Below are 4,679 nucleotides of genomic sequence, written 5' to 3'. Positions count from 1 at the left end.
CCGCCTCCGCCGCGGCGGCGGCCTCCTCACGAGAGGCCGGGTAAAAATGGTATCCGGTCAGCTTGCCGTCAGCGGCACGCAGGCTTGGAAGCGTCGCCTCACCGCTTGCCACGCGGCGTCCGGCGATAAACTGCTGACCCGAAACAGAGAGAGGTAGCGTCATCATCACTCCTTTACTTAAAGGCCAACATCCGGCAGTTGTGGACGGGTCGCCAGCGCCTTCTCAACAATCGCCACCACTTGCGCACGGGTATCCCCTTCCAGCGCCAGACGCGGTGGACGGGTAATGGCGCTGCCACGCCCCAGCAATTCTTCACAGAGCTTGATGCACTGCACCAGATCCGGGCGCGCATCCAGATGCAGCAACGGCATAAACCAGCGGTAAAGCGCCATCGCTTCCTCATAACGCTGTTGTTTCGCCAGGCGGAACAACGTCTCCCCTTCACGCGGGAAGGCGTTCGACATTCCGGAGATCCAGCCTTCCGCCCCAACGGCAATGCTCTCGACCACCACATCATCCAGCCCAGCGAACAGCACAAAGCGGTCGCCAACGGAGTTGCGCAGGTCGATAAAACGGCGGGTATCGCCGGAGGAGTCTTTGAAACAGACGATGTTGTCGCAGTCGGCAAGCGTCGCCAGGATGTCCGGCGTCACGTCGTTTTTGTAAATCGGCGGGTTGTTGTACACCATGATAGGCAGGTCGGTAGCCGTAGCCACACTGCGGAAGTGGGCCGCTGTTTCATGCGGTTTTGAGGAATACACCAGCGCAGGCATCACCATAATACCGTCGACGCCCACGCGCTCTGCCTCTTTCGCCATCTTCTGTGCAAACGCGGTGGTGAATTCGGCCACCCCCGCAATAACCGGGATCTGACCGCCCGCAGCATCTTTCGCTACTTCGATGATCTGTAGCTTTTCCTGCGTGGTCAGAGAGGTGTTCTCCCCCACGCTGCCGCACACCACCAGGCCAGAAACACCATCCTTGACCAGGTTTTTCATCACCGTATGGGTGGCATCCAGATCCAGGGAATAATCGCTACGAAACTGGGTGCTGACTGCCGGGAATACACCGCTCCAGTGAATGGCTTTCTTGCTCATGTTCGGTTCCTTGTCGTCAATTTGTTAATTTAAAGTGAATGAATGGTGAATATTCACTGACAGATTGACGTTTCAGGCGACCGACTGCTTGGTGGTTTTCTTCCTCTTTGATGACGAAATTAGCACAGTGAGTGTGTCTTACCCGGCAAGCGTAATGCGAAAATCACGCGGCGTAGAGCCCGTCATCGCCTTAAACTGGCGGCTAAACGCGCTGTGATCGGTATAACCGCACTGCAACGCAATATCGGTAATCGGCGTATCGCCCGCCAGCAGTTCGGTGGCTTTTTCCAGCCGAACTTTGTGGATCATCTGGCGCGGAGTGAGATGAAAAATACGCTTACAGTAGCGCTCAATTTGCGCCACCGACATGCCACTCAGGGCGGTTAGTTCTTCCATCGCGATGGGACGGTGATAATGGTTGCGGATATGATCGTCGACGATCGCCAGTCGCTGCCACGCCGGGTGACGCGCCTGCGCTTCCTGCAGATCATGTGAAATCCCCGCCATACCGATGACCTGGCCCTGCGCATCCCGCAGCGCCAGCTTCTGGGTCAAACACCAGCCGCGTTCACGACCGTTGTAGAGATGCATTTCCAGCTGATCGCGCAGCGTTACCCCTTCGCGCAGCACCCGCATATCCTGCTCGGTATAGCCCAGCCCAAGCGCTGAAGGGAAAACATCAGCAGAGGTTTTACCCAGCAGAGAAACGACCGTCTTAAACCCGCAGCGTCGTGCCAGGGTCATATTGACCATCAAATAGCGGGCCTGCACATCTTTGATAAAAAAGACCACATTCGGAATAGCATTGAGCAGCGGCGCAATCAATGCCATCGCATGGAGCAACGTCTGGATATTGTCCGGACGCTGACGCGCCAACCCCTCACATATCTGGCTAAGTTCAGCCACTTCAGGCACCGGCGACGGGGCCCGCACATCATTAATCACACAGGACATCACGCTTCCTCCCGATTAGTGATCTGAATATTTATTAACTTTTTGTTAACTCAGCAAGCATCCTTACTGCGTTTTGCGATCCTGCCGTAGATTTATAATTTCCCCTTTTCCAGCCACTGGCGCGGTTGCCTTTTTTGGTTTACCACACCACTAACAAAATGATTAATAACAAATAAATATGATATCGCCTTAACGATGACAGCGGCCATTATGCTGATTTCGTCATTTGTGGTGACGAAAGCGATCAAGCCGGGACGCAGGGCTTGCGTCAGCATTTAGCAACAAAATATTAACTTCCCGGAGATCCTATGACAGCACAGTACAGTGAACTGAGAGTGATTGATTCTCACACCGGCGGTGAACCCACTCGCCTGGTCATCGACGGCTTTCCGGATCTGGGAGCGGGGAACATGAGCGAGCGTCGCGAGCGCTTTTCCCGCGACTACGACGACTGGCGTAAAGCCATTATTCTTGAGCCGCGCGGTAACGACGTTCTGGTCGGTGCATTGCTCTGTGAGCCAGTTTCGCCACAGGCCACGGCGGGAGTCATCTTCTTTAACAACTGCGGCTTTTTGAACATGTGCGGTCACGGCACCATCGGGCTGATTGCCTCGCTGGCATGGCTTGGGCGCATTCAGCCCGGTAAACATCTGATTGAAACGCCGGTGGGCGATGTGACCGCCACGCTGCACGAAGACGGCAGCGTCTCGGTCGAAAACGTGCCGGCCTACCGCTGGCGTAAGCAGGTACAGGTTGAAACCATCCACGGTACGGTAACGGGTGATATCGCCTGGGGCGGCAACTGGTTCTTCCTTGTCAACGATCATCCGTTCGCGGTCTCGCCGGAAAAGATCCCTGAATTGACGGAGTACGCATGGGCAATCCGTGAAGGGTTAGATCGTGCAGGCATCCGTGGCGAACATGACGGTATTATCGATCACATCGAACTGTTTGCAGAAGATGATCGCGCGGACAGCCGCAGTTTTGTACTCTGCCCCGGAAAAGCCTGGGATCGGTCGCCCTGCGGCACCGGCACCAGCGCTAAGCTGGCCTGTCTGGCAGAGGACGGAAAACTCAAATCCGGAGAATCCTGGCGGCAGGCGAGCATCATCGGCAGCGAATTTACGGCGCATTTCGTGCCGCATGGCGACAAGATCGTCCCGACGATCCGCGGAGAGGCATGGGTCTGTGGTGATAACAAGCTGATCCTCAATCCTGAAGATCCGTTCTGCTGGGGGATCTCGCTGTGATCGAAAGTGACGTCATCGTCATCGGTGCCGGGATTATCGGGGCCGCCTGCGCCTGGCAACTGGCCGCTCGCGGACAGCGAGTCACGCTGGTCGATGACGGCAATGCGGGCGCGACGGCGGCGGGTATGGGTCACCTGGTGTGCATGGATGACGATCCTGCGGAGCTCGCACTCTCCGCCTGGTCTCTGGAGAGCTGGCGCAAACTGACACCCCGGATGCCGGAAAGCTGTGCCTGGCGCGGATGCGGCACGCTGTGGCTGGCGGAAACGCCGCAAGAGCTTGCGCTGGCAGAAGAAAAAAAACAACGAATGGCACAATACCAGGTTGTCAGCGAAATGCAGACCCGCGATCGGCTTGCCGCACGCGAACCGCTGCTCACCGCCGGACTCGCTGGCGGGCTGTGGGTTCCCGGCGACGGGATAGTTTACGCCCCAAACGTCGCCCGCTGGTTTATTAACGATGCCGATTTAACGCACCTTCGGGATAGCGCCCTCACTGTTGATGCCCCTTACGTCACCCTACACAGCGGCAAACGACTGCGCGCGCGCGCCATCGTCATCGCCAGCGGTCTGGGTTCCAACACGCTGCTGGGTGAAAACTGGCTCAGACCCAAAAAAGGCCAGTTGGCGATTACCGACCGCTACGGCCCCTTGCTCAGCCACCAGTTGGTAGAGTTGGGATACGGTGCCAGCGCCCATGCAGGCGGCACCTCAGTGGCATTTAACATTCAGCCACGCCCCACCGGACAGTTGCTGATTGGCTCCTCCCGCCAGTTTGATAACACCGACCGCGAGGTTGACCTCCCCCTGCTGGCACAGATGCTGGCGCGAGCGCGCCATTTTTTACCCTCTCTGGAGACGCTAAATATCATCCGTTGCTGGAGCGGTTTTCGCGCGGCATCGGCTGACGGTAACCCGCTGATTGGCCCACATCCTGCGCGTCCGGGTATCTGGCTGGCGCTGGGACATGAAGGACTCGGCGTCACAACCGCGCCAGCAACCGCCGAGTTACTTTGCGCCCAGATCCTTGGCGAGCGCCCGGCGGTGTCCCCGGACGCCTGGCTCCCCGCACGTCTGCACAAGCAGGAGGCCATCGCATGACGACCCTGAACGTAATTATCGACGGCCAGACCTGTGAGGTTCCCGTCGGAATGAGTATTGCAGCAGCACTGGTCCTGGTGGGCAACGGCGTGACCCGTCGTTCAGTGAGTGGTCAACTGCGCGCGCCCTTCTGCGGAATGGGGGTGTGCCAGGAGTGCCGCGTCACGGTGAACGGACATCGGGTGCTGGCCTGCCAGACGGAATGCCAGCCCGAAATGGTGATTGAAAGGAGCCATCATGCAAAGCGTTGACTGTGAGATCCTGATCCTTGGCGCAG

The 4,679-nt window shown here is 57.7% G+C and carries 5 protein-coding genes and 1 pseudogene; 3 read left to right on the top strand and 3 right to left on the bottom strand.

Annotation, left to right across the window (positions count from 1 at the left end; genetic code table 11):
* From FDW94_RS23905 to FDW94_RS05640, 3 genes and pseudogenes are all read right to left on the bottom strand, one after another.
* Window positions 1-163 (bottom strand): annotated as a pseudogene (locus FDW94_RS23905) (aldehyde dehydrogenase (NADP(+))); the annotation flags it as partial.
* Window positions 164-177: 14 nt separating this feature from the next.
* Window positions 178-1,098 carry a dihydrodipicolinate synthase family protein gene (locus FDW94_RS05645; protein WP_003830108.1) on the bottom strand — a complete coding sequence of 307 codons (921 nt, stop codon included), beginning with the start codon at window positions 1,096-1,098 and terminating at the stop codon, window positions 178-180.
* Between the two features lie 138 nt (window positions 1,099-1,236).
* Window positions 1,237-2,052: an AraC family transcriptional regulator gene (locus FDW94_RS05640; RefSeq protein ID WP_008786078.1), complete on the bottom strand. Its 816-nt coding sequence runs from the start codon at window positions 2,050-2,052 to the stop codon at window positions 1,237-1,239.
* 308 nt (window positions 2,053-2,360) lie between these two features.
* On the opposite strand from FDW94_RS05640, the gene FDW94_RS05635 reads away from it, so the two are divergent.
* The 3 genes from FDW94_RS05635 to FDW94_RS05625 are packed head-to-tail and all read left to right on the top strand — an operon-like array spanning window position 2,361 to window position 4,653.
* Window positions 2,361-3,302, top strand: coding sequence for a 4-hydroxyproline epimerase (locus FDW94_RS05635; RefSeq protein WP_048236210.1), 942 nt, complete (start codon window positions 2,361-2,363; stop codon window positions 3,300-3,302).
* Window positions 3,299-4,402: an FAD-dependent oxidoreductase gene (locus FDW94_RS05630; protein WP_137377265.1), complete on the top strand. Its 1,104-nt coding sequence runs from the start codon at window positions 3,299-3,301 to the stop codon at window positions 4,400-4,402. The genes FDW94_RS05635 and FDW94_RS05630 overlap by 4 nt, the downstream gene beginning before the upstream one ends.
* Window positions 4,399-4,653 carry a (2Fe-2S)-binding protein gene (locus FDW94_RS05625; RefSeq protein WP_048227173.1) on the top strand — a complete coding sequence of 85 codons (255 nt, stop codon included), beginning with the start codon at window positions 4,399-4,401 and terminating at the stop codon, window positions 4,651-4,653. The genes FDW94_RS05630 and FDW94_RS05625 overlap by 4 nt, the downstream gene beginning before the upstream one ends.
* Window positions 4,654-4,679 lie beyond the last annotated feature (26 nt).

The sequence above is a fragment of the Citrobacter sp. wls757 genome, from assembly GCF_005280935.1.
In the GTDB taxonomy this organism is placed as follows: Bacteria; Pseudomonadota; Gammaproteobacteria; order Enterobacterales; family Enterobacteriaceae; genus Citrobacter; species Citrobacter portucalensis.
The sequence above is the reverse complement of the archived record's forward strand: the minus strand, read 5'-3'. Positions and strand labels throughout refer to the sequence as shown.